Genomic DNA, 19,584 nt, shown 5'->3' with positions numbered 1-19,584 from the left:
GGGCGGCGTGACCGTACCGCTCAGGACCATGCCGGGCTCCTGGCGGACTCATGCCGGGCTCATGCCGCGGAACGCGACGCGGCCGGCTTCGCCGCGAACCGGATCGAGCGGGCCACCCTGAGGGCCGCCGCGAGGTCGTCCCGGTCGGTGCCGTAGCGGTGCCAGAGATTCTCCAGCCAGTCCGGAGGCCCGGCCTCGGCCTCCGGGATCTCGGAAAACGGCACATGGTACATGCCGTCGAGCGCCTCGATGCCGTAGCCGGTGACGGCCCATTGCCGGCCCTGCCAATGCACGGGGGCGGTGAGATCGTGGCTCATGGGGATGCCTCCTTATACCGTGGCCTCGGACAGTTGGGCGACCAGGCAGGTGTCGGCCCGCAGACGCCAGTCGACGATGCCGGCCGCTTCGCAGAACAGCGCCTGGGCCGCGCAGGCCGCCGTCACCTCCGACCGGGCGGGGACGATGACCTGGTGCTGCAGGATACGGTGGTCGTGGCCGCTATCGTCCGGCACGACCTTGTGGAAGGTCACGAGGTATTGGCGCATGGTGCGCCTCCTGTCCGAGAATCCCTTCAGCCTGGGGCTCACGGGGACCGGCGGCCTTGATCCAGCGCAAGGATGGGCGCCCGGTCAGGTTTCCGGGGCCGGCGGGAAGAGACGGTCTCGGCTGGGCTCGGTTCCGATGCCGGCCGCCGCCCGGGCGGCCCGGTGCGCCTGCGTCTTCCCGTGCAGCGGCCAGTACCGCTCCATCGCCAGGTAGGTGAACGAGGCCGACCACCCGATCAGGAGCAGGCCGTTGAGGGCCTCGACCCCGGCGAGCAGCCGCGTGTGCGAGGTCGGAAAATGGTCGCCGAACCCGAGGGACGTGTAGGCCACCACGGAGAAGTACAGGCAGTCCTCGAAGGTCTCGACCGGCGCGCCCGCGAAGGTGCCGATGCCGAGCCGGAGCACGAGCAGCCAGTAGGCGCCGGCGTAGATCCAGACGGCGACGGTGTGTCCGACGAAGGTCATCAGCACCACGGCCAGGATGCGGACCCGCGGCGGGACCGGCAGCTCGGACAGGTGCTCCGAGGTCAGCCGCAGCGTCTCGTAGAGGACCAGGATCGTGGACACGACGAGGGCGACGCTGGCCGTCATGGCGAGGAGCATGGCGCTGGACCGGACGACTGTTCCCCTCGACCCTGCCTGAGACACCGCGGACCTCATTGACCTGGCTCAAGCGGCCCCGCAGCCGCGCGGTGATCCAGATCAAAGCGCGTCCTTCCCGGATGGCCTCCTCTACAAGCGGCGCCCCGCGACGGGCGCCCCGACAGGGGAGACGACCATGGCCGACGTGCATGTGGCCGAGGAACTCTGGTCCACCAGCATGCTGCCTGAGGGCATTCTGGAGCGGTGGTTCGTGGCGGACGGAGCGCGCGTGCGCGCCGGCGAGGCCGTGGCCGCCGTCCGCATCGGCGATGCCCTGCACGACATCGCCTCGCCGGCCGAGGGCTGCCTGACGGTCCTCGCCCCCGTGAACCAAGTGGTCGACCCCGGCTGCGTCATCGCCGAGGTCCACGCCTGACGCCGCGCCGCGGCGATGGTTTCCACACCGGCCGTGGCGCGGTGCCCGGCCGGTCCTATCGGAGGCAGATCATGTCCCGCGCGGACCCGGCCCCAACACAATCGCCGACGTGGCGGACGGACGAGATTCTGGTCAGCATCCTGCAGTACACGGCCGGCATCGCGCTGGTGCTGACGGCGTGGGTGCTGGCCTTCACCGACCATGCCCGTGCGGCGGGGTCCGCGCTGCTGCCGGGCTTGCTCATCATCATGCTCTACGGCGCCAACCAGATCCGCTTCCGGGCCGTGCTGGAACGGACGGTCCTGCTCGTCGGGGTTTGGACGCTGGTCGCACCCTGGGTCCTCGGCTTCGCGGCGAATGACGGCGCAACCTGGGCGCATGTCGTTCTCGGGAGCCTGGCCGTCGCCTCCGCCACGGCCCTGCTGCGGATCGCGAGGCGGCCATGACGGTCTCGCGGCCCGCCGCCTGCGCGGCGCTCCTCGCCGGCCTTCTGGCGGTCGGAACCGGCGCCGCGGCGGCCGATCCCGACGAGGGTCACCGCCTCCGGGGATGGACCATCGCCACGCAGCTCTGCAGCCCGTGTCACGTCATCGGTCGCGTCCCGCAGGCCGGCGACGCCATGGGACCGTCCTTCGTCCGGATCGCCAACATGCCCTCGACGACCGGACTGGCGCTCAACGTCTTCCTGCAGAGCCACCACCAGCGCATGCCGAGCCTGCGGCTCGACCGCGACGAGATGGATGCGGTCATCGACTACATCCTCAGCCTCAAGGAGGCCGAGGCCATCCGGCCATGAGGCGCGGCACGCTTTCGGAGCCCGTCCGGGACGAGACGCGGATTACGCCTGCAGACATGCCTGCCGCCCGTCAGGCCGCACGCGACGGCCTCGGAGCCGGGCAGGCCCCGCGCCGGACGGCCGTTGCTCTCCGGCGTCAGTGATGGGCTGGGCGTCGGCGATGCACCGGTTGCCCGGGTCGCGGCCTTCGGGGCGGCCGTCGCGTCTCCGCGCCGTCAGGATACCGGAACCGAGGCGCCGGAGGTATCGGCCTTCAGGTGCTCCCGGAACCACCGCGCCGCGTGCTGTGCCACCGTCTCGAGCGTCCCCGGCTCCTCGAAAAGGTGCGACGCACCGGGCACGACGACCAGGCGCTTGACGCAGGTCAGACGGGCCAGGGCCGCCTCGTTCAGGGCGAGGACCTCGGGGTCGCGGCTCCCCACGAGCAGCAGCGTCGGAGCCCGCACGCGGGCCAGGGTCGCGCCCGCCAGGTCGGGGCGGCCGCCGCGCGACACGATCGCCCCGACCTGATCCGGCTCGGCGGCGGCCGCAATCAGCGCGGCCGCAGCCCCGGTGCTCGCGCCGAAATAGCCCCGCGGGAGCCGCCGCAGATCCCGCTGGCCGGAGAGCCACGCGGCCACGGAGCGCAGCCGCCCGGCCAGGAATGGGATGTCGAAACGCAGCTGGCCGGTCCGGCGGTCGGCCGTCTCTTCGCTCGGGGTCAGAAGGTCCGCCAGCACCGTCGCGAAGCCCACCGCATTGAGCGCCTGCGCGACGCTGCGGTTGCGCGGGCTGAAGCGGCCGCTTCCGGACCCGTGCGCGAACAGGATGACGCCGCGGGGCGTGCGTGGAACGTGCAGGTCGGCCGCCAGGAACGCCGCGGCGGCCGGAATCCGGATCTGCTGCTCGCGCGGAGCGAGGATTTCGTCCATGGCCAGCTCCTCCGCCGGGGAGAGGATCGCGCCGGCGGCTCAGAGGCCGACCGGGAAGGTTTCCGGCACCTCGCCCGCATCCCACTCGGCCGTCCGCTCCAGGGGCGTCACCGCGCGTGTCTCGTCGAAGTGGAGGATCGCGTCGAACTGCTCCGGAAGGCAGGCTCGGGCATAATGGCTCTGCAGCTCCGTATCGGGCCGGTAGATGACGCCGATCGCCCGCTCGATCCGGTCGGTCCGGAGGATTTGCTCCGCCTCCCCGCCGAGGGTGAGGGGCAGCAGGAAGCGGCCTATGCCGAGGGCGTGGAACAAGGCCTCGTAGCTGTCGGGTCGCGCGGGACGCACGCGCTTGCGTTCGGCCGGCTGATCCCAGTCGGAGGCGGCCGTCACGGTCCCCGCGTAGGTGGTGAAGCCGACGCTCACGACGGCGCGGCCGTGGCGTTCCCGCAGCAGCTGCCCCAGGTTCAGTTCGCCCCGCTCGCCCATCGCAGTGGCGCGGGCGTCGCCGAGATGGGAGTTGTGCGCCCAGACGGCGATCTTCACCGGGCCGGGCCGGCGCTCCAGATGCGCCACCAGCCGCTCCAGGCTGTCGGCCATGTGGCGGTCCCGCAGGTTCCAGGAGGAGACCTCCGCCAGGAACATCGTGCGGTAATAGGCTTCGGCGCTCTTGACGACCCGTGCGTTCTGTTCGGCGTTGAAGAGTTCCTCGCCATCGGCGCTGCCGCTCCAGGACAGGGTATCGGCCGTGCGCCGCTGCAGCGCCAGGAGCTGGGCGACGGCCTGCTCCTGGCAGGATCCGATGCCCTTCAGCCCGGTCATGAAGCCGTAGGCCTGGCCGCTGTCGCCGAACCGGTCGAAGCAGGCGTAGCGCGTACGCGCCACCGCGGCGGCGGCCGGGTCGACGGCTTCCAGGCAGCGGAGCACCGCCTTCATCGAGGCGCGCAGGCTGTAGAGATCGATGCCGTACACGCCCACCCGCGCCTGCGCCGGCAGGCCCTGGTTGTGGATGCGCAGCCACTCGACGAACTCGACCATCTCGGTGTTGCGCCACATCCAGGTGGGGAAGCGGCGGAAGCCGGCGAGCGCCTCGACGGCGTCGAGGTCGTCGCTGTCGCCGCGGACGTAGCGGTTCACCCGCCAGGCATCCGGCCAGTCGGCCTCGATGGCCACGGCCCCGAAGCCCTTGTCGGTGATCAGCCGCCGGGTGATCTCCGCCCGTTCCCGGTAGAATTCGTGCGTCCCGTGGGAGGCCTCGCCGAGGAGCGCGAAGCGCGCGTCGCCGATCAGCGCCAGCAGCGGATCGTAGTCGTCGGGGCCGCCTTCCAGGGGGATCGCCGCCGCGCACAGGCGGCGGAGGACCGTGGGGTCCGGCGCGTCGTCGGCGTGCGCCGCGTCGGGATCGGCCGCGCCCGCGGCCTGCGCGCGCCCGAGCAGCCGGCGCACCTCGTCGTCGCTCGTCTGCGTGAAATCCCGGTACGCGGCGCCCACCGCCCAGAACGGTTCGGGCAGGTCGGCGCAGACGACCGCATCCGCCTCGTGTTTCAGCCGCTCGACCGTCTCGCGGGAGGCGGTGGGCACGGCCACGACCACCTCCTTCGGCTGGCGCTGCCGGATCGCCCGGATGGCGGCCTGCATCGAGGCGCCGGTGGCCAGGCCATCGTCCACCAGGATGACGGTGCGCCCGCGGACATCGGCGGGCGCGCGCCCGCCGCGATAGACGCGCTCGCGCCGCAGGAGCTCCTCTTGCTCCTGCGCGGTGACCGCGTCTATCAGGTAGGGGGGGACCTTCAGGGACGCGACGATGTCCTGGTTGAGAACCCGCACACCGCCGCTGGCGATGGCACCCATGGCGAGTTCCTCGTAGCCCGGCACGCCGAGCTTGCGCACGATGAACACGTCGAGGGGCGCGTGCAGCGCGTCGGCCACCGCGGCCGCCACTGGAACGCCGCCGCGCGGCAGCGCCAGGATCACGACGTCGGAGCGCCCGGCGAAGGCGGCGAGTCCCTTGACGAGTTCCCGACCCGCTTCGGCGCGGTCGCGAAAGATGCGCTCGGCCATCGCCACCCTCCCGCTGCGCGGATCCCGGAACAGGATCGTCGTTCGCCGGGGCGGGCGACCCGACGCGTCGGGCCCGCCCCGGGCTCGCGTTCGAAAGCCGGCTACGCGGCCTGAACGGCGATCGTCGTCTCGGCCTTCGCCTCCGCGGTCTTCGGCAGCGTCACCGTCAGCACGCCGTTCTTGAGGACCGCCTCGATCTTGCTCGCGTCGACGCCCGGCGGCATGCGGAAGGCCCGCTCGATGGCGCCGAACCGGCGCTCGGACAGGTAGAAGCCCTCGCCCTTGCGTTCCTGGTCTTGCCGCTTCTCCCCCTTGATCATCAGCATGCCGTCGGTGACTTTGACCTCGACATGCTTCTCATCGATCCCGGGAAGCTCGGCCGTGACTTCGTAGCAGGTCGGCTTGTTCTGTATGTCGGCCACGGGAGACAGTTGCCACAGCGCGCCGCCGGTGAACGGCATGGTGGCCGCCCCGAGGAAATCGAAGGGCACGCGCTTCAGGCTGCGCGCCAGGTCGTCGATGAGATGATCGATGTCCCGGCGCACATTCTCGAACGGACGCCATTCGGCCGGTGCGGACGCGCGCTCCGACCCGTCGCTGCTGACCGACACTTTTGTACCAGACTCGGCCATGGGGAATGCCTCCTCTCAAGAAGTGGTCCGCATCGGTAGGGCCCGCACCCCGATGCGGCATTGATCCACCTCAAGATCAACCGCGCCAGAAGACACGAAAATAAACTATAATCAGAGTACGAATATTTGGAAAAACGACGACATCAATAAGACATCGAGACAGCCTCAGGCTGTCCACGCAGGATCTCCATCCGCACCGCAGGCGTGCGCGGGGGGGCCGGGATCCAGCCGTCAGTCCCAGGGCGGCCTGCCCGCGCGCCTTCGTCAGCGATGATGCGCGGAGACGGCGCGCAGAACCTCGCCCGACAGCCCGGCGCCGACCTTATGGGAGATGTCCCCGAGGCTCACCATGCCGACGAGCTTCTGGTCGGCATCGATGACCGGAAGGCGGCGGACCCGCTTGTTCTCCATGATCTTGATCGCCAGAGCGAGATCGTCATCCGGAGCGCAGCAGGCGACCCGGGTGGTCATCACGTCGGTCGCGGTCATCGTCTGCGGGTCCTTGCCGTCCGCCAGGGCGCGGCACGCGATGTCCCGGTCGGTGACGATGCCGACCAAGTGGCCGTCCGACTTGACGGGCAGCGCGCCCACATCGGCATCCCGCATCTGCCGCGCAATCACGTCGACGCGCGTCTCGGCCGAGACGAAAGTCGCACCTTTGTGCATGACGTCACGGACTTTCATGAGCTTGGCCTCGTGCTGATGGTTTCGGATCCGCCCCGGAATCGCCTCCGCGCGGATTCTGTCTGAAACCCTCTTCCGGCTGGAATGACCGGCATTGATGCAGGTCAACGGAAGTTTCGTTCAGCTCAAGACTTCGTCCGAAGCTCGCGCCCGAAGCACAGGCGTTCCGCGGGCCCCGGCGACCGGTGCGCGAAACCTTCCGCGGCTCAGTGCGCCATCAGGGTCGGCACCGTTATCCTGCGGAGGAGGTCGCGGCTCGCCCCGCCGAGGAAGACCTCGCGCAGGCGGGAATGGCCGTAGGCCCCCATCACGAGAAGGTCGACGCCGGCCTGGGCGACCTCCGCCAGCAGGGTTTCGCCGACGGTGGTGCCGCTGATGATCGCGCGGTAATCGGCGGCGATGCCGTGGCGACCCAGATGCTTCACCACGCGGGCGCCGCCCTCGCTGACGCCGGCCACCGCCTCCGTCTGCACCGTGAGGACGCGCACGCGCTCGGCGCGGCTCAGGAGCGGCAGCGCATCGGCCAGCGCCCGTGCGGCCGCGGCGCTGCCGTCCCAGGCCACCGTGACGGCCCCGAACCGCGCCGGCCGGCCCCACCGCGCCGGCACCACGAGGATCGGCCGGCCCGCTCCGAGGAGAAGGTCTTCGATATAGGCATCCGCCGGCTTGTCGCGGCCCGGATCGGCCCGCTCGACCACGATGAGATCGGCGAGGCGGGCCCGATCCAGCAGGCGGCTCCGGATGTCGCCCGCGCTCCCGCTCAGGGTTTCCATCTCCATCGGCACGTCGGCTGTTCTGGCGGCGTAGGACAGGTCGTCGGCGGCATCGCGCACCACCGCGAGGGCGGCCTCACGGGCCGAGAGGGCGAAGCCGTAGGGCAGCTCCGCCAGGGGGGCCTCATCGCCGCCCTCCGGCTGGAGGTACAGGCATCCGGCCGCGGCCCCGACCTCCCGGGCCAGGGACAGCGCGTAGGGCCCGGCGGCCTCTCCGACCGCGTCCGCGACGATGAGCAGATCCTTGATCATGGCGCGCATCCTGTGAGGGCGAACCGGAGGACGATCCGCGTTCCGGTCCAGGCCGCCAGGGTGCGCCGATGGGCACGGCGAGCCTTGATTCATCGCAAAGAGGCCAGACGGCCGGCCTTTGATGTCCCTCAATGCCGCGCCCGGGACAGAGGCGGATCCTGGCGGCTCACTCGGGCACGCGGAGGCGGGCGATGCGTGACGTCCTGGTCGTCTATTATTCGCGCTCGGGCACGACCGACGTGGTGGCCCGGGCGCTCGCGACCGCGCTCGGCGCCGACCTCGATCGGATCACGCCTGCGGTCTCCTATGCGGGGGCGGCGGGATTCGTGAGAGGCCTGTGGCATGCGCTCCGTCGGATCGGGCCGCCGATCCGGAAGCGCTTCGATCCGGCGCCGTTCAAGACGGTCGTCCTGTGCTCACCCGTCTGGGCCGGCCGGCTTCCCGGGCCGGTGCGGACCTACCTTCAGGAGGCCGGGGCGCCGCCGCACCTGCTCGGCGTCGCCGTCTCGGGCTCGGGGGGCGCGCAGGCCGCCTTCTTCCGGGATCTGGAGCAGATCAGCGGCTGCGCCGGCATGCCCACCCTCTCGTTGACCCAACGCCAGGTCCTGACCGGCGCGTATCGCCCGTCCCTGGACGCGTTTGCCCAGACGGCGCGTCGCGGCTTGAGCGACGCGGCCCCGGCCCGGCCCCGCGCGGACGGCAACGCGCCGGATCGGTCCGGTCCGGACGGCCTTCCGGGCGGCGGCCTCATCGCCTGAAGGCGGGCAGCAGGGGAAGGAACGTGATCGCGATCTCGAGGGCGATCAGCAGGACGACCACGATCTCCAGGCGCAACGAGCGGTTCGTGTGCATCAGGTCGGTGAGCGCGGTCGCCGTCGCGCCGATCACGGTGAGCTTGCGATTCAGCGTGGCCGTCCGCTCCCGCAGCTCGTACTCGTCCTCGAGGCGCGCGTAGAGGCGTTCCAGGCCGGGCTGATCCCACAGCACCTCGGGCTTCTCTTCGACCGCCACGCGCCCCGACACCCTGTGCTGGACGAGCAGCGTGCTGCCGACATGCTTCAGGACGGCCCGACGGCCGCCCGATGCGCGCCCCGTCTCGGCCAGGCGCCGCGCCAAGGGCTCGATCACGTCGAAGACAGCCGCGACCTCGATCTCGTTCTGCGCCAGCGCCGTGCTCTTGGCGAGGATGTCGGCGATGACGATCAGGCGCCCGGGCGTCAGCTGGCGGATGGCGATCCGGCCGCCGGGCACGACCTGATCGTCGTGATCCGGCCCGATCTCGATCGTGGCGGTCTCCTCTTCCGGCAGCGTCACGGGACCGCGGACGCGCGACAGCAGGCCTGCCGCCATCGCCTCCTCCTCGCTCGGGGACAGCCCGACCGTCACCACGACCCCGTAGCGGAAGACCACCGCGAAACCGCACCCGACCCGCAAGGCGAGCGGGTTGATCGCGAGCGTGTCGTTGCGTTCGAGACCCGCCGTATCGATGCGGTCGCCGAGGATCCGGGCGCGGGCGATCAGGCGTTGCGGTTCGACCGGCAGCGTGTCCTGGCTCAGCGGAACCCCCGACCGCGTCGATCCGATGCCCGGCCGCGAGAGGGACCCGGCGCCCGGTTTGATCCAACGCAAGGTGTCCCGTCGCCCCGCGCAATACGGTCCCGGGCACGGCGGCGACACGCGCGCCGGACCCGTTGAGGGAGCGGAGGATGCGCACCATCGACAATCAATCGCAGGACATCTTCCTGAACGGATTGAGTCTCCTGCTGGGCATCGGCCTGATCGCGGCGCCCTGGTATTTCGGATTCGCGTCCGAGACCGCCGCGGCTTGGAACGCCTGGATCTTCGGCACCACGGTCGCGATCCTCGCCGTGCTGGCGCTGATGCAGACCTACGACTGGGAGGTCTACGCCATCGCGGCAGCAGGACTCTGGGTCTGCCTGGCCCCTTGGGCGCTCGGCTTCCAAGAGGCCACGGTGGCGACGTGGGCGCATGTGAGCTTCGGCATCGCGCTGATCATCTCGGCGAGTTCCGAAGTCTGGCGTCTGCGCGAATCCCCGTCGGCCTACGAGGTCTGAGCCGGCGCCGCCCCCCTGGCCCGCACCCCCGCCGTGCCGCGGCCTGCCTCGTCCACCTGGGGGCCGCCGTTCCGGCCCTCGCCGGATCCGGCCCTGGAGGCGTGGCGCCCGCGCCGATGCGCTGGAGCCCCCGTCGGGGATCGACCGCGCGGGAGCGCGGGTCCGCACTCGGTCCGTCGAGGGCCGTGAAGCCATCGTGGTCGTGACGCTCGTAACGCTGCCGTGGCCCTTCGGGGCGCATTCGAGGCGCGGCACGCCGGCGTTCCCCCCGCTGAGCATCGGATCCATCAGGGCGTCCCGGAGCGGTGGGCGAAGAGCTGCGCCAGGGCGCAGGAGGCCAGCCGCACCTCCGGACTGTCGGAGCGGCTCGTCAGGATGATCGGGACACGGGCGCCGAGCAGCAGACCGGCGGCGTCGGCGCCCGCGAGATGGATCAGCTGCTTGGCGAGCATGTTGCCCGACACGAGGTCCGGCACCACGAGGATGTCGGCCTCGCCCGCGACCGGCGACACGAGGGCCTTCGCGGCGGCGGCGGCGCGGGAGATGGCGGTGTCGAAGGCCAGCGGCCCGTCGACGAGGCCGTCCATGATCTGCCCGCGCCCGGCCATCTTGCACAGGGCCGCCGCGTCGAGGGTCGAGCCGAGCTTCGTGGAGACCGTCTCGACGGCCGAGAGGATCGCCACCTTGGGCTGCGCGATGCCGAGCGCGCGGGCGAGGTCGATGGCGTTCTGCACGATGTCGCGCTTCTCCTCCAGGCTCGGCGCGATGTTGACGGCGGCATCGGTCAGGAACAGGGGCTTGGGGTAGCTCGGCACGTCGAGGGCGTAGACGTGGCTCATGCGCCGCTCGGTCCGCAGGCCCGTCGCCCGGGCGATGGCGGCCGCCAGGATTTCGTCGGTGTGGAGCGCGCCCTTCATCAGCGCCGTTACCCGGCCGGCGCGGGCGAGGGAGACCGCCTTCTCCGCCGCGGCGTGGCTGTGGGGCGCGTCGACGATCTCGATGCCGTCGAGGACGAGGCCGGCCGCGCGCGCCGCGGCCTCGATCTTCGGCCGCGGCCCCACCAGAACCGGCACGATCAGCCCGGCCTCGCGCGCGGCGCGCGCGCCCTCGAGCGAGACCGCATCGCAGGGATGGACGACGGCCGTCAGCGCCGGGGCGAAGCGGCGCGCCGCCGCAATCATGGGTTTCCAATGCACGCCCCGCTCGTGCAGGTGGACCTCCGGCAGCAGGACGCGCGGCCGGCGCACCTTGTCGGCGGGGGCCAGCACCTCGGCCTCGCCGGTGATGACCGTCTCGCCCTGCGCATTCAGGCAGACGCAGTCGAGGCGGACCCGCTGATCGGCGGCCTCCTTGGCGCGCACGGTGACGCGCGCCGTCACCGTGTCGCCGATCCGGACCGGATGCAGGAACCGCAGGGACTGGCTGAGATAGACCGTGCCGGGCCCGGGCAGCTCGGTGCCGAGCACCGCCGAGATCAGCGACCCGCCCCAGAGCCCGTGCGCGATCACACCGTGGAACCGGTCCGTGGCGGCATAATCCCGATCGAGATGGGCCGGGTTCACGTCGCCGGAGGCCAGGGCGAACAGGCTGATGTCCTGCGCCTGCAGGGTGCGAGTCAGGCTGGCGGTGTCGCCCACCGCGATCTCGTCGAAGGTGCGGTTCTCGATGAAGCGGGGCGGTTCCATCGGGCCACCCGCTCAGGCTTCCAGCACGTAGGCGCCGGGCGCGTCCCCGAGCACCGCGTAGCCCGAGGCCGGCGCGCCCATCGCGGGCGGCGGGGCGGGCGGCCCCGACCGCTCGGCGAGCCAGGCGGCCCAGGCGGGCCACCAGGACCCTTCGCACTGCGGCTTCTGCCCGATCCAGGTGTCGGGATCGCGGTAACGGTCGGTCGCCCGCGTGGTGCGGATCCGATGATGGGCCTGCTTCCGCCCCGGCGGCGCGACGATCCCGGCATTGTGGCCGCCGCTGGCGAGGACGAAGGTGACGTCGGTATCGGCGAGGGGGTGGATCTTGAACACCGAACGCCAGGGCGCGACGTGATCGCGCTCCGTGGCCGCCGCGAAGACCGGGACGCGGATGTCGCTGATGGAGACCGGCCGGTCTCCGGCCAGGAAACACCCCTCCGCGAGATCGTTGTCGAGGAACAGGCCACGCAGATATTCGGCGTGCATCCGCGCCGGCAGGCGCGTCGCGTCCGCGTTCCAGGCCGTCAGGTCTGTCATCGGCTGTCGCCGCCCCAGGAGATAGTCGCGGACGATCCGGGACCAGATCAGGTCGTTCGAACGCAGGAGCTGGAAGGCGCCGGCCATCTGCCGGGCATCGAGCGTGCCCTGGCTGCGCATCAGGCTCTCCAGGAAGCTGATCTGGCTCTCGCCGATGAACAGCGTCAGCTCTCCGGCCTCGGTGAAGTCGAGCTGCGCGGCGAACAGGCTGAGTGAGGCGAGGCGCGCGTCGCCGTCCCGGCTCATCGCGGCGGCCGCGATGGCGAGCAACGTCCCGCCCAGGCAATACCCGGCCGCGTGGATCGGGTGGCCGGGAACGATGGCCGCGACGGCCTCAAGGGCCGCCATCACGCCGAGCCGGCGATAATCGTCGAAGGACACGTCCCGGTCCTCCGGACCGGGATTGCGCCAGGAGATCATGAAGACGGTGTGGCCCTGGGCCGTGAGGTACCGGACCAGGGAGTTTTCGGGCGACAGATCGAGGATGTAGAACTTCATGATCCAGGCCGGGACGATCAGCACCGGCTCCGGCCGGACCGCGGTCACGGTGGGGGCGTACTGGATCAGCTCGATCAGCCGGTTGCGGAACACGACCTTGCCGGGCGAGACCGCCACCGCGCCGCCGACCGGGAAGGCGTCGGCGCCGACCGGCTTCAGACCTTCGGCCGCGCGCAGGGCGTCCTCGGCGGCATTGAGCAGGCCCGTGACGAGGTTCGCGCCGCCGGTCCGCACGGTCTCGCCTAGCACGACCGGATTGGTCCAGGGCAGGTTCGAGGGCGAGGCGGCATCGAGGACTTGGCGCGCCGCGAAGGCGACCATGGTCTCGTGGGCGCGGCACACGCCGGGCACGCCGGTCGTGGCGTTGTGCCACCATTGCTGGGTCAGCAGGAACGACTGGCAGGCGAGGCTGAAGGGCCAGACCTGCCAGGCCGGATCGTCGAAGCGGTGGTCCTGGGGCAGCGGATCGATGCACGGCGCAGCATGGCCCTGCAGGACGGCGCTCCGGGCGGCGAACTGCGCGAGGCGCACCTGCTTCCGCAGGAGCTTCATCACCAATGTGGCCTGCTTGCCGGGCGAGAAGGCCGCGTGGATGGCCCAGTCGAACCACGCCTCGGCGAGGGCAGCGGGGGAGAGGCCGGCCGTCATCCGGGCGACGGACGCGTGCACGCTCTGATCGATCGCGCGCCGGACCGGCGCCAGATCGTCCTCGTCCTCGGGGGGATCGGGCCGGGATGCCGGGCTGGGGACCTCCGGGATCGGGCGCAGACGCAACCCGGGCCGCGGCGGCTCAGCGGCCGTCTCGGCCCGGTCTCTCACCTCAGCGTCGAGCATGCACGGTCTCCTGCGACGCCGCGCAGGGTACGGCAGGCGCAGCCGCCGTCCCGTGATTCAGATCAAGGTGCGGCGGACGGCCCCCGGCCGCGGTCCCCCGATGTCACGAGAGGGCGACCGTCTTGCGGAACCGCAGGATCGCCGCGACGACGAACACGGCGCCGATCGCGCTCACCACCACGATGCGGGTCCAGACCGCGTCGAGACCGGCGCCCCGGTAGAGGATCGCCTGTGCGAAGGCCACGAAATGGACCGTGGGGGAGGCCTGGAGGAGCGTGGCGAGCCAGGGCGGCATGCTCTCCAGCGGCGTGTTGCTCCCGGACAGCATGGCGAGCGGCAGGTAGACCAGGAGGTAGATCAGGCCGAGCTGCGGCATCGAGCGCGCGAGGGTGCCCAGGAACAGGCCGATCGCCGTCGCGAAGAACAGGTACGCCGCCGTCCCGACCAGAAACAGCGGGATGGAGCCGATGATCGGCACGTGCAGCAGGCCCCGCACGACGAGGACGAGGGACAGGCCAACGGCCACCAGGATGACGAGGCCGTTGGACCAGACCTTCGCCATGGCGATCTCGAAGGGCGTGACCGGCATCACCAGCAGGTGCTCCAACGTCCCCCGCTCGCGCTCCCGCACCACCGCCGCACCGGCCAGGATGATGGCCAGCATCGTCACGCTGTTGAGGATCCCCATCACGCTCGTGAACCACGCCGTCTCGGCATTGGGGTTGAAGGCGATGCGCGCGACGAGTGCGACCGGCGCCGGCGCCGGCGCCCCTGCGCGGCCGACGAAGCGGGCGACCTCGTCGGCCACGATCTGCTGCGCGTAGGCTGCGCCGAGGCCGGCCTGCACCATTGCGGTGGCGTCGATGTCGAGCTGGAGCCGGGCCGGCTTCAGACCGAGCAGGTCGGCCTGGAAGCGCGGCGGGATGTCGAGCACGAACGTGTAGGTGCCCGCGTTCAGCGCCGGGACGATGTCCCGTTCGGCGATGGCGACGGGCGGCTTGAAATGGGGGGGCAGGAAGGCCTGCGTGATCTGCCGGGACAGCGTCGAGCGGTCCTCGTCGACGATGGCGATCGCGGCGTTGTGCAGTTCCTGCGAGCTGCTCTGCGCCTGCGCCAGGATGGCGAGGGAGAAGCTGTAGACGACGAGGCCCAGCAGGACGTAGTCGCGCCCGAAGCTGCGCAGCTCCTTGGTCCCGAGCCAGACGATATTCGCGAGGGTGGCCACGGCGCAGTCCCGTCCGCGATCAGGATTCCTGCCGGGGCATCGCCAGGCAGGCCGCCGCGGTCAGGACGGGGACGAATACAGCCAGGATGGCGAGGCTGCCGGCGAGGTCGGCCCAGCCGAGGCCCTTGGTGAAGGCCCCGAGGCTCACCGGCAGGTAATAGGTCATGGGGAAGAGCCGCCCCAGGATCCGCCCCAGGCCCGACAGGGAGGCCACGGGGACGAGCATCCCGGCGAACATGGTGGCGGGCAGCACGGTCAGGATGGCGGTGCCGAACAGGGCCGCGATCTGGGTCCGCGCGAAGGTCGAGACCAGCATCCCGTAGGCCGTCGTCGCCGTCACGTAGATCAGCGTGCCGACGATCAGGACCGAGGCGCTCCCCTTCAGCGGGACCCCGAAGACGAACTGGGCCAGCAGGACCATCAGCGCGAAATTGACGAGCGCCAAGCCGATATAGGGGAGCTGCTTGCCCAGCAGGAATTCCAGGCGCGTCAGGGGCGTCACGTAGAGATTGGTGATCGAGCCGAGCTCCTTCTCGCGCACCACCGCCAGCGCCATCATGATCGCCGGGATCAGGGCGAGCTGGAGGGCGATCTGCGCCGGCACCATCGCGAAGATGCTGTCGAAATCCTGGTTGTACTTGAAGCGGACCGCGATCTCGGCCTGGGGAGCCGGATCGGCCTTGGCAGGAAATCGCCGCGGATCGGACAGATAGCGCTGGTGCACCCCCGACAGGTAGCCCCGGATGGTCTGCGCGAAGAACGGCCGGGCTCCGTCGATCCAGGCCGCCACCTGCGTCGGCCGCCCGCGGGCCACGTCCCGGCCGAAGCCCGGCGGGATCTCGATCGCGGCCGCGATGTCCCCCCGGGCGAGCCGCCGCTCGAGATCGCCGAACCCCGACAGGGGCGGGGTCTCCACGAAATAGCGCGAGCCGCGCAGGTCCTCGAGATAGGCGCGGCTCGCGTGGCTCCGGTCGTGATCGAGCACCGCGAAGGCGACGCTGTTCACGTCGGTGGAAATGCCGAAGCCGAAGACCAGCATCAGGAAGGTCGTGCCCAGGACCGCGAAGGCGAGGCGGATCCGGTCGCGCGCCAGTTCAAGCGCCTCGCGACGCGCGCAGGCGAGGAGCCGGCGCGGGCTGAACGGGATGATTCCGTCCGTCCGGGGGCCGGACGGGGGAAGCCGCGCCTCCGTGATCGCGGGCGTCTGCGGGGGCGCTCCGGTGCCGCCGGCTCCGGCCCGTTCGAGGAGGGTGACGAAGGCGTCCTCCAGGGTGGCGGCCCCGCAGCGCGCCACCAGTCCCGCGGGGGTGTCGATGGCCAGGACCCGCCCCGAATCCATCAGCGCGAGGCGGTCGCAGCGTTCGGCCTCGGCCATGAAGTGGGTCGACACGAAGATCGTCACGCCCTGGCGGCGCGCGAGATCGAGCAGGAGAGCCCAGAAGCGGTCGCGTGCCGGCGGATCCACCCCGGAGGTCGGCTCGTCGAGGATGAGGAGTTCGGGCCCGTGGACGACGGCCACCGCCAGGGACAGGCGCTGCCGGATGCCGAGCGGCAGGTCCTCGGCACGCTGATCGACGTGGCGGGCGAGGTCGAACTGCGCGACGAGTTCGGCCACCCGGGCGCGCCTGGCCTCGGGGCTGAGCCGGAACAGGCGGGCATGCAGGGCGAGGTTCTGCCGGACGGTCAGCTCGGCATAGAGCGAGAAGGCCTGCGACATGTAGCCGACCCGTCGGCGCGCCGCGATGCCGCCCGCGGCGACCGGCTCCCCGAACAGGAGCGCCTCGCCCTCGCTCGGCGGCAGGAGGCCGGTCAGGACCTTCATGGTCGTGGTCTTGCCGCAGCCGTTCGAGCCGACGAACCCGAAGATCTCCCCGGGCAGGATGTCGAAGCTGACGCGGTCCACCGCCGTGAAGGCGCCGAACCGCCGTGTCAGGTCGCGCGCGGTGATGATCGGCCGGTCGCGCCCGGGGGCGGCCCTGGGCGGCACCGGCGCCCGGGACGGGGGCGCGTCCGCCTGCGGCAGCAGGGCCGTGAAGGCGGCCTCGACGCCGGCCGCGCCGGTCCGCCGCCGCAGCCCCTCCGGGGAGCCCGTGGCGACCACCCGGCCGTCGTTCATGGCGACGAGCCAGTCGAAGGCCTCCGCCTCCTGCATGTAGGCCGTGGCGACCAGCACCGACATGGCCGGGCGCCGCGCCCGGATGCGCCCGATCAGCTCCCAGAACTGCCGGCGCGAAAGCGGATCGACCCCGGTGGTCGGCTCGTCGAGGATCAGCAGGTCGGGATCGTGGATCAGGGCGCAGCAGAGGCCGAGCTTCTGGCGCATGCCGCCGGACAGCTTCCCGGCCGGGCGGTCCGCGAAGGGCGCGAGCCCCGTGGCGGCCAGGAGTTCGGCGATCCGCGCGTCCCGCTCCGCCGGCTCCTGCCCGAACAGCCGGCCGAAGACGTCGACGTTCTCGCGCACGCTGAGGCTGGCGTAGAGATTGCGCCCGAGTCCCTGTGGCATGTAGGCGATCCGCGGACACGCGGCCGCCCGGTGCCGAGCCTGCGCGATGTCGCCGTCGAGCACCGTGGCGCGGCCCGCCTGAAGCCGCCGGGCCCCCGCGAGAATCGCGAGCAGCGACGACTTCCCGACGCCGTCCGGCCCGATCAGGCCCACGAGCCGGCCGCCGGGGATCGCCAGCGTGACGTCGTCGAGTGCGACGGTCCGGCCGTAGCGGTGCGTGAGATGCTCGACCCGGGCGACGGTGAGATCCGGCGGCCCCATCACGCGTCTCAGGGCGCCGTGGGGATCGGCGCGGGAGCCGGTGCAGCCGGGGGCGGGCTCGGGAGGAGCGAGGCCGGCCAAGCGGCCGTCTCGTCGGTCCGCACATAGGCGATCCCGGGCAACCCGCTGCGGATGAGCCGCTCGCGTCCACGGAGGCGCTCCGGGTCGATCCGCACCCGGATCCGGAACATCAGCTTGTCGCGCTCGTCACGGGTCTCCACGGTCTTCGGCGTGAACTGCGCCTGGCTCGAGACGAAGACCACCCGCGCCGGGATGACGTGCCGAGGATAGGCGTCGAGCACGATGCGCGCCTCCGCGCCGATCCGGACACGGCCCGCCTCCGGCGTCGGCAGGTAGACATCCATGCGGACGTCGGCGGCGTCGAGCATCGTGAAGACCTTGCCGCCGGCGCCCAGGACCTCGCCGACATTGGCGACGCGATACTCGATGGGCCCGTCGCGCGGCGCAACGAGGGAATTGTCGGCGATGTTGACCCGGATAAAGGCGGCGCTCTGCGTCTGGGCTTCGAGGGCGTGCCGGGCCGCGCCGACCCGCGCGGCCGCCGCCTCCCGGGCGGCCTGCGCCGCGTCGGCGTTCTTCCGCGCGACCTCCAGCGCATGTTCGCCGCCGCCGAACCGCGCCTCGGCCGCGCTCAGCGCCGCGGCCGCCTCGTCCGCCGCCTGCCGGCGCGTGTCGAGCTGCTCGGCGGACGCGTAGCCCCGCGCCGTGAGATAGGTCGAGCGGCTCAGCTCCTGCTGGGTGAGCTTCACGTGGCTCTGCCGCTCCTGGATGTTGGCGCGGGCCTCCGCGACGGCGCGCTCGGCCTGGCTGACCGCCGCCTGGGTGGCGAGAACCTGGGCCTGCTGCTGGACGAGGGTCCGCTCCGCCTCCTCCACGCCCTTCTGGGCCTGGCGGATCTGCGCCTCCGCCTGGCTCAGCTGCGCCTCCAGATCCCGCGTATCCATCACGGCGACGACCTGCCCGGCCCGCACCAGGTCGCCCTCTTCGACGAGAAGACGCGCGATACGGCCGGCGAACTTGGTCTCGATGTCGATCACGTTCGCTTCGAGCCGGCCATTCCCGGAGGCGAAGCCCGGCGGCAGCAACGGGCGGTGGGCCTTCCACCACCCGTAGCCGCCCCCGGCGAGAATCAGCAGCACGATGGCGGCCGTGAGCCACAGGCCGCGTGATCGCCGATCCGGCCCGGCGGGGGGGCATGGCGCGGGAGACGGGACGCTGGCCCCGGGCGCGGGGACGACCTTGTCACGAAGCACCTCCGCCGTCCGGTTGCGGGCGCTGACGGAGGGCAGGACGGTGTCCACGCTCATGGGGACGCGCCCTCGATCCGTACGGCGCTGTCGGCAGGCGTGGCGGGATGCGTGGCGGGATGCGTGGCGGCGGAATCCTCCGCCCGGGCGTCGTCTGGACCCGGCAGGACCGTGCCGGTGATCGGCTCGACCCACGTCAGATGGTCGCGCAGGGCGACGACGCCCGGAACGCCGTCGACGGCGGCGCGCACCGCGCCCCTTTCCCGCTCGTCGGCGATCCAGCCGTGGAGCTCGACCGTTCCGTGCCGGACGGCGACCGCGATGGTGGTCTTCGGGATGCAGACGGCTTGGTCGAAGGCCGCGAGGATGTCCTGACGGATCTCGACATCACTGCGGTGGCCCGCAGTCCCGTCCGCGTCCAAGGCGGCGCCGAGAGCCCGGACGACATCCGCCCGGCTCACGATCCCGACGACGGCGTGCCCGCGCAGGACCGGCACCCGCTTGATCCGAGCCCGTATCAGGGTCTCGACGATCGCCTGCAGGGGCGTGTCCTCCGTCACGGTGGTCACGGGGCTGGACATCACCGCCTCGACCCGCCGGCCGTGGGCGTGGACATAATCCTCGGCGAGCCGGCCGGGGCTGCGCAGATACGCGATCCAGCGCGACATGCGGTGTTCGGTGCCGAGTTCGGCCCGGCGGAGCAGATCGCCCTCCGTCACCATGCCGACGAGCGCGCCCTGCGCATCGATGACCGGCAGGCCGCTGATCTCGGCGTCGAGCATGAGATCGATCGCGCGCCGCAGGGCCGTGTCGGGGCAGACGCTGACGACGGGCGCCGACATGATCTGCCGGGCGCACAGGGGATGCAGCCTCAGGTGCGACCGGTCGCCCGCGGACGGCGACGGGGCATCGGGCCCTGGGGCGTGATCCGGAACGGGGGTGAGCGCTGGCATTCACAACCTCCCCGGCTTGGGATCGGGGCATCGATCAACCGGCATCGGCAGGGCGGCCGGCCACGGAGCAGGGTGC

The 19,584-nt window shown here is 71.6% G+C and carries 20 protein-coding genes; 5 read left to right on the top strand and 15 right to left on the bottom strand.

Annotated elements, in window-relative coordinates:
• Positions 1-59: 59 nt before the first annotated feature.
• The 3 genes from PQI07_RS11900 to PQI07_RS11890 form a co-directional block, all read right to left on the bottom strand.
• Positions 60-317, bottom strand: coding sequence for a hypothetical protein (locus PQI07_RS11900; protein ID WP_043352639.1), 258 nt, complete (start codon positions 315-317; stop codon positions 60-62).
• A 12-nt stretch (positions 318-329) separates the two neighbouring features.
• Positions 330-545 carry a hypothetical protein gene (locus PQI07_RS11895; protein ID WP_043387181.1) on the bottom strand — a complete coding sequence of 72 codons (216 nt, stop codon included), beginning with the start codon at positions 543-545 and terminating at the stop codon, positions 330-332.
• Between the two features lie 84 nt (positions 546-629).
• Positions 630-1,148 (bottom strand): potassium channel family protein, encoded by a 519-nt coding sequence (locus PQI07_RS11890; protein WP_043387216.1) that lies wholly within the window; start codon positions 1,146-1,148, stop codon positions 630-632.
• Between the two features lie 175 nt (positions 1,149-1,323).
• On the opposite strand from PQI07_RS11890, the gene PQI07_RS11885 reads away from it, so the two are divergent.
• The 3 genes from PQI07_RS11885 to PQI07_RS11875 all read left to right on the top strand — a co-directional run bounded on the left by PQI07_RS11885 (position 1,324) and on the right by PQI07_RS11875 (position 2,359).
• A complete protein-coding gene (locus PQI07_RS11885) occupies positions 1,324-1,563 on the top strand; it encodes a biotin/lipoyl-containing protein (protein WP_043352632.1) in 240 nt (79 codons plus the stop codon).
• 71 nt (positions 1,564-1,634) lie between these two features.
• On the top strand, positions 1,635-2,009 hold the full coding sequence (locus PQI07_RS11880) for an SPW repeat protein (RefSeq protein WP_274926680.1): 375 nt from the start codon (positions 1,635-1,637) through the stop codon (positions 2,007-2,009).
• A complete protein-coding gene (locus PQI07_RS11875) occupies positions 2,006-2,359 on the top strand; it encodes a c-type cytochrome (RefSeq protein WP_043352630.1) in 354 nt (117 codons plus the stop codon). Before PQI07_RS11880 ends, PQI07_RS11875 begins: the two co-directional genes overlap by 4 nt.
• A 215-nt stretch (positions 2,360-2,574) precedes the next feature.
• Here the strand turns inward: PQI07_RS11875 and PQI07_RS11870 are convergent, their stop codons facing one another.
• The 5 genes from PQI07_RS11870 to PQI07_RS11850 form a co-directional block, all read right to left on the bottom strand.
• Entirely contained in the window at positions 2,575-3,270 is a 696-nt protein-coding gene (locus tag PQI07_RS11870) for a dienelactone hydrolase family protein (RefSeq protein ID WP_043387178.1), read from the bottom strand.
• 39 nt (positions 3,271-3,309) lie between these two features.
• Positions 3,310-5,328, bottom strand: a complete 2,019-nt coding sequence (locus PQI07_RS11865; RefSeq protein WP_274926679.1) for an erythromycin esterase family protein — start codon at positions 5,326-5,328, stop codon at positions 3,310-3,312.
• A 101-nt stretch (positions 5,329-5,429) separates the two neighbouring features.
• Positions 5,430-5,960, bottom strand: a complete 531-nt coding sequence (locus PQI07_RS11860; RefSeq protein WP_274926678.1) for an Hsp20/alpha crystallin family protein — start codon at positions 5,958-5,960, stop codon at positions 5,430-5,432.
• A 264-nt stretch (positions 5,961-6,224) separates the two neighbouring features.
• Positions 6,225-6,644 carry a CBS domain-containing protein gene (locus tag PQI07_RS11855; RefSeq protein ID WP_043352646.1) on the bottom strand — a complete coding sequence of 140 codons (420 nt, stop codon included), beginning with the start codon at positions 6,642-6,644 and terminating at the stop codon, positions 6,225-6,227.
• Between the two features lie 206 nt (positions 6,645-6,850).
• Positions 6,851-7,669 carry a universal stress protein gene (locus PQI07_RS11850; RefSeq protein WP_043386946.1) on the bottom strand — a complete coding sequence of 273 codons (819 nt, stop codon included), beginning with the start codon at positions 7,667-7,669 and terminating at the stop codon, positions 6,851-6,853.
• A gap of 191 nt (positions 7,670-7,860) precedes the next feature.
• Here PQI07_RS11850 and PQI07_RS11845 point away from each other — a divergent pair, with 191 nt between their 5' ends.
• Positions 7,861-8,427, top strand: coding sequence for a flavodoxin family protein (locus PQI07_RS11845; protein ID WP_075380915.1), 567 nt, complete (start codon positions 7,861-7,863; stop codon positions 8,425-8,427).
• Here PQI07_RS11845 and PQI07_RS11840 read toward each other — a convergent pair.
• Positions 8,417-9,298, bottom strand: coding sequence for an RMD1 family protein (locus PQI07_RS11840; protein ID WP_446720949.1), 882 nt, complete (start codon positions 9,296-9,298; stop codon positions 8,417-8,419). The genes PQI07_RS11845 and PQI07_RS11840 overlap by 11 nt on opposite strands.
• Positions 9,299-9,375: 77 nt before the next feature.
• On the opposite strand from PQI07_RS11840, the gene PQI07_RS11835 reads away from it, so the two are divergent.
• Positions 9,376-9,744: an SPW repeat protein gene (locus PQI07_RS11835; RefSeq protein WP_274926677.1), complete on the top strand. Its 369-nt coding sequence runs from the start codon at positions 9,376-9,378 to the stop codon at positions 9,742-9,744.
• A gap of 287 nt (positions 9,745-10,031) precedes the next feature.
• Here the strand turns inward: PQI07_RS11835 and PQI07_RS11830 are convergent, their stop codons facing one another.
• The 6 genes from PQI07_RS11830 to PQI07_RS11805 form a co-directional block, all read right to left on the bottom strand.
• The gene (locus PQI07_RS11830) at positions 10,032-11,429 is read right to left on the bottom strand and encodes a bifunctional enoyl-CoA hydratase/phosphate acetyltransferase (protein ID WP_274926676.1); all 1,398 of its coding nucleotides are present in this window, start codon (positions 11,427-11,429) and stop codon (positions 10,032-10,034) included.
• 12 nt (positions 11,430-11,441) lie between these two features.
• On the bottom strand, positions 11,442-13,298 hold the full coding sequence (locus PQI07_RS11825) for a PHA/PHB synthase family protein (protein WP_274926675.1): 1,857 nt from the start codon (positions 13,296-13,298) through the stop codon (positions 11,442-11,444).
• A gap of 103 nt (positions 13,299-13,401) precedes the next feature.
• Entirely contained in the window at positions 13,402-14,523 is a 1,122-nt protein-coding gene (locus PQI07_RS11820) for an ABC transporter permease (protein WP_274926674.1), read from the bottom strand.
• Between the two features lie 19 nt (positions 14,524-14,542).
• On the bottom strand, positions 14,543-17,287 hold the full coding sequence (gene rbbA / locus PQI07_RS11815) for a ribosome-associated ATPase/putative transporter RbbA (RefSeq protein WP_274927709.1): 2,745 nt from the start codon (positions 17,285-17,287) through the stop codon (positions 14,543-14,545).
• 8 nt (positions 17,288-17,295) lie between these two features.
• On the bottom strand, positions 17,296-18,615 hold the full coding sequence (locus tag PQI07_RS11810) for an HlyD family secretion protein (RefSeq protein WP_043386900.1): 1,320 nt from the start codon (positions 18,613-18,615) through the stop codon (positions 17,296-17,298).
• On the bottom strand, positions 18,612-19,508 hold the full coding sequence (locus tag PQI07_RS11805; protein ID WP_274926673.1) for a CBS domain-containing protein: 897 nt from the start codon (positions 19,506-19,508) through the stop codon (positions 18,612-18,614). Before PQI07_RS11805 ends, PQI07_RS11810 begins: the two co-directional genes overlap by 4 nt.
• Positions 19,509-19,584: the final 76 nt, after the last annotated feature.

The organism is Methylobacterium sp. 092160098-2 (genome assembly GCF_028920805.1).
GTDB classification, from domain to species: Bacteria; Pseudomonadota; Alphaproteobacteria; order Rhizobiales; family Beijerinckiaceae; genus Methylobacterium; species Methylobacterium fujisawaense.
This window is presented reverse-complemented; position numbering and strand designations above follow the sequence as displayed.